Origin of the sequence: Kitasatospora sp. NPDC057198, from assembly GCF_042670125.1 — a bacterium.
Classification (GTDB): domain Bacteria; phylum Actinomycetota; class Actinomycetes; order Streptomycetales; family Streptomycetaceae; genus Kitasatospora.
This window is the reverse complement of sequence record NZ_JBHUWH010000575.1, coordinates 1-4,485: the sequence shown is the minus strand read 5'-3', so window position 1 is coordinate 4,485 and position 4,485 is coordinate 1. Positions and strand designations below refer to the sequence as shown.

Genomic DNA, 4,485 nt, shown 5'->3' with positions numbered 1-4,485 from the left:
CCCCGCCCCGGCACCGGAGACCTTCGGGTCAGTTCTTCTGGATCTGGTCGAAGGAGAGCTCGACCGGGGTCTCCCGGCCGAAGATCTCCACCAGGCCCTTGACCTTCTTCGAGTCGGGGTTGATCTCGTTGATGGTCGCCTGCAGGGTCGCGAACGGGCCGTCGGTGACGGTGACCGAGTCGCCGACCTCGAAGTCCAGCACCTGCACCTCGACCGGGCGCACCGGCGAAGCCTTGCCGGCCTCCTTGGCGGCGGCGCGCTCGACGTCGGGGGCGAGCATCTTGACGACCTCGTCCAGGGTCAGCGGGTACGGGTCGTAGGCGTTGCCGACGAAGCCGGTGACGCCGGGGGTGTTGCGCACGACGCCCCAGGACTCCGGGGTGAGGTCCATCCGGACCAGCACGTAGCCGGGGAGCTTGTTCTGCCGGATGGTCTTGCGGTCGCCGTTCTTGATCTGGACGACCTCCTCCTGCGGAACCTGGGACTCGAAGATGTAGTCCTCGACGTTCAGCGAGACGGAGCGCTGCTCCAGGTTCTGCTTCACCCGGTTCTCGTAGCCGGCGTAGGTGTGGATGACGTACCACTCGCCCGGCGCGCGGCGCAGCTGCTCGCGGAACTCGGCGACCGGGTCGCTCTCGGCCTCCTCCGCGGCGGCCTCCTCCGCGAACGCCTCGTCGGCCGCGGCCTCGGCCTCGTCCACCTCGTGCACGGCGGCGGCCTCGGCGGGCTCGCCCGCCTCCAGCTCGTCGGCGGCCTCGACCTCGTCCTCCTCGGCGTCCGCCTCGTCGACGATCTCCTCGGCGGTCTCGACGTCGGCAGCCTCGACGTCGGCAGCCTCGGCCGCGTCCGGCTCGGCGGCGACATCCGCCTCGCGGACGGTCTCGTCGGCGTCGTACAGGGGGGACTCAGACACGGTCGCTGCTTCTTTCCTGGTTGTGGAACGGATACCTCAACAGTACCGACTCAACGGTAGTCGCCCGTTGCCCTTCGCGCCGACAGCTCGACCCGGGCCGAAGGATTCGGCCCGGGTCGGGGTGGAGTATGCGGTGCGGGACCTGCGGGGATCCCTGCGGGGTGGTGCCGGATCGGGCGTCAGCCGAAGACCCAGAAGGCGCCCTTCGCGAAGACCCAGTCGAGACCGGCGACCAGCAGCATCAGCACGATGACGAAGGTGACCACGACGGTGGTGTACTGCATCAGCTGGCTGCGGGTGGGCCAGACCACCTTGCGGAGCTCGGCGATGATCTGGCGGTAGAAGATCGCGGCCCGGGCGAAGAGGCCCTTCTTGGCGCGCTTCCCGGACTTCTTGCCACCCTCGCCGGACGCCTTGTTGGCGCGGCGGCGCTCGCGCCGGGACAGCTTGCCGTCCTCGGTGCTGGTGGTCTCGTCCGCGGCGCCCTCGGTCCCCTCGGGGTTGCCGCTCTCAGGCGTTGCGGTGGAGCCCGTGGTCTCCGTCACTCGTCCTCACCTGAATCCCGGTCCTGCGGAGGTCCGTGCCTGGTGCACGGGCGATCCGGCGAAAGCTGTGCTGGGTGGGTCCCTCTCCGCATCAAGCCCGCTCGCTCTGCGGAGCGAACGGGCTTGGCACGGATCGAGCTGCAGGGCACGAGGGACTCGAACCCCCAACCGCCGGTTTTGGAGACCGGTGCTCTACCAATTGAGCTAGTGCCCTACGGAACCTCGCGGCTCCGACGTGGCCCCCAACCTACCGCATCCACCCGGCCGTGTGGTGTACCCGGCCGAAGGATCCGCACTTCGGGAGCCGTCGAGCAGTGAGTGTACGGGTTCTTCGCCGATTGGTCGAACCTCATTCACCGAGATCCACATTCGCCGACTTTCGACGCCCCCGGCCCGAGATCCTCCGGCTCCGGTCGCCGTCCGCCCGAGATCGTCCGGGCCTGCGGTACGGATGCTGGAACACCGCGGTACGCATGGTGGAACCGCGATGCCCGGCACCCGTGCGGTCTGGGACCATTCACCCCATGAGCGCACCCACCCCCGAGAACGTGTCCCCCGCGAGCCGCCGGGTCTCCGCCCGGGTCGGCGCCATCGCCGAGTCCGCCACCCTCGCCGTCGACGCCAAGGCCAAGGCCCTCAAGGCCGCCGGGCGCCCGGTGATCGGCTTCGGCGCCGGCGAGCCCGACTTCCCGACCCCCGGCTACATCGTGGACGCCGCGGTCGCCGCCTGCCAGGACCCGGCGAACCACCGCTACACCCCGGCCGGCGGCCTCCCGGAGCTGAAGGCCGCGATCGCCGCCAAGACGCTGCGCGACTCCGGCTACCAGGTGGACGCCTCGCAGGTGCTGGTGACCAACGGCGGCAAGCAGGCGATCTACAACGCCTTCGCCGCGATCCTCGACCCGGGCGACGAGGTGATCATCCCGGCCCCGTACTGGACCACCTACCCGGAGGCCGTGAAGCTGGCCGGCGGCACCCCCGTCGAGGTCGTCTCGGACGAGACCACCGGTTACAAGGTCTCGGTGGAGCAGCTGGAGGCGGCCCGCACCGCGAACACCAAGGTCGTGCTGTTCGTCTCGCCGTCCAACCCGACCGGCGCGGTGTACACCGAGGCCGAGGCCGAGGCGATCGGCCGCTGGGCGCTGGAGCACGGCCTGTGGGTGCTCACCGACGAGATCTACGAGCACCTGGTCTACGGGGACGCGACCTTCACCTCGCTGCCCGCGCTGCTGCCCGAGCTGGCCGACAAGTGCATCGTGGTCAACGGCGTGGCCAAGACCTACGCGATGACCGGCTGGCGGGTGGGCTGGCTGATCGGCCCGAAGGACGTCGTGAACGCGGCCGCCAACCTGCAGTCGCACGCCACCTCGAACGTCTCCAACGTGGCCCAGCGCGCGGCGCTCGCCGCCGTCGCCGGCGACCTGTCCGCGGTGGACGAGATGAAGACCGCCTTCGACCGCCGCCGCCGCACCATCGTGGCGATGCTGAACGAGATCGACGGCGTGCTGTGCCCCGAGCCCGAGGGCGCGTTCTACGTGTACCCGTCGGTCAAGGGCCTGCTGGGCAAGGAGCTGCGCGGCAAGCGCCCGCAGACCTCCGCCGAGCTGGCCGCGCTGATCCTGGACGAGGCCGAGGTCGCGGTCGTCCCCGGCGAGGCGTTCGGCACCCCCGGCTACCTGCGGCTCTCCTACGCGCTCGGCGACGCCGACCTGGTCGAGGGCGTCAGCCGGATGCAGAAGCTGCTCGGCGAGGCCCGCGACTGACCTCCCGTCAGCACCGCCCCCCGTACCTCACCCGATCGGGCGAGGTACGGGGGGCGGTTCCTGTTTCCGGGCGTTTTGCGGCAGGATCGGTGAATGGATCGCCTGCGTGATGTCCGGAGCCTGCCGAAGGCCCATCTGCACCTGCACTTCACCGGTTCGATGCGCCCCGCGACGCTGCTCGAACTCGCCGACAAGCACGGCATCCGGCTGCCCGAGGCGCTCAGCTCCGAGCACCCGCCCAAGCTCCGGGCCACCGACGAACGCGGCTGGTTCCGCTTCCAGCGGCTCTATGACACCGCCCGCTCCTGCCTGCGCGACGAGTCCGACATCCGCCGCCTGGTCCGGGAGACCGCCGAGGACGAGCGCGCCGACGGCTCCCGCTGGCTGGAGATCCAGGTCGACCCGACCTCGTACGCGCCGCTGCTCGGCGGCCTGACCCCGACCCTGGAACTGGTGCTGGACGCCGTCCGGGAGGCGTCCGAGGCCACCGGCGTCGGCATCCGGGTGCTGGTCGCCGCGAACCGGATGAAGTCCCCGATGGACGCCCGGACGCTGGCCCGGCTCGCCGTCCGGTACACCGACCGGGGCGTGATCGGCTTCGGCCTCTCCAACGACGAGCGCCGCGGCCTGGCCCGGGACTTCGACCGCGCCTTCGCCATCGCCCGCAGCGGCGGCCTGATCGCCGCCCCGCACGGCGGCGAACTGGCCGGGCCCGACTCCGTCCGGGACTGCCTGGACGACCTGGGCGCCACCCGGATCGGCCACGGCGTGCGCGCCGCCGAGGACCCGCGGCTGCTCCAGCGCCTCGCCGACCGCCAGGTCACCTGCGAGGTCTGCCCCGCCTCCAACGTCGCCCTCGGCGTCTACGACAGCCCCGAGCAGGTCCCGCTGCGGCAGCTCTTCGAGGCCGGCGTCCCGCTCGCCCTCGGCGCCGACGACCCGCTGCTGTTCGGCTCCCGGCTCGCCGACCAGTACGCCCTGGCCCGCGAGTCGCACGGCTTCACCGACGCCGAACTGGCCGAACTCGCCCGCCAGTCGATCCGCTCCTCCCGGGCCCCCGAGCACGTGGCGAAGGAACTCCTGGGCGAGGTCGACGCCTGGCTGGCCGAGGAACCGGCGGACACCCGGAAGGGCCGGTCGGCCTAGAGGCTGACGCCGACCATCACCGGCTCGTTGACCAGCTCGACGCCGAACGCCGCGCGCACCCCGTCGCGCACCTCGCGGGCCAGCGCCAGCAGGTCCTCGGTGGTCGCCGAGCCGCGGT

The 4,485-nt window shown here is 71.5% G+C and carries 4 protein-coding genes, 1 tRNA gene and 1 pseudogene; 2 read left to right on the top strand and 4 right to left on the bottom strand.

The annotated features are described in order from the left end of the window. Window positions 1–28 precede the first annotated feature (28 nt). From nusG to ACFUEL_RS35725, 3 genes are all read right to left on the bottom strand, one after another. A complete protein-coding gene (nusG, locus tag ACFUEL_RS35735) occupies window positions 29–913 on the bottom strand; it encodes a transcription termination/antitermination protein NusG (RefSeq protein ID WP_380241753.1) in 885 nt (294 codons plus the stop codon). 179 nt (window positions 914–1,092) lie between these two features. Next, the gene (gene secE, locus ACFUEL_RS35730; protein ID WP_380241751.1) at window positions 1,093–1,458 is read right to left on the bottom strand and encodes a preprotein translocase subunit SecE; all 366 of its coding nucleotides are present in this window, start codon (window positions 1,456–1,458) and stop codon (window positions 1,093–1,095) included. A gap of 141 nt (window positions 1,459–1,599) precedes the next feature. Further along, window positions 1,600–1,672 (bottom strand) — tRNA-Trp (locus ACFUEL_RS35725). Window positions 1,673–1,982: 310 nt separating this feature from the next. Here ACFUEL_RS35725 and ACFUEL_RS35720 point away from each other — a divergent pair. Together ACFUEL_RS35720 and ACFUEL_RS35715 are read left to right on the top strand one after the other, a co-directional pair. Continuing rightward, entirely contained in the window at window positions 1,983–3,221 is a 1,239-nt protein-coding gene (locus tag ACFUEL_RS35720; protein ID WP_380241748.1) for a pyridoxal phosphate-dependent aminotransferase, read from the top strand. Window positions 3,222–3,314: 93 nt separating this feature from the next. Further along, a complete protein-coding gene (locus ACFUEL_RS35715; RefSeq protein ID WP_380241746.1) occupies window positions 3,315–4,367 on the top strand; it encodes an adenosine deaminase in 1,053 nt (350 codons plus the stop codon). Here ACFUEL_RS35715 and ACFUEL_RS35710 read toward each other — a convergent pair. Beyond that, window positions 4,364–4,485, bottom strand: a pseudogene (locus ACFUEL_RS35710) (UDP-N-acetylenolpyruvoylglucosamine reductase); the annotation flags it as partial. The gene ACFUEL_RS35715 and the pseudogene ACFUEL_RS35710 sit on opposite strands and share 4 nt — an antisense overlap.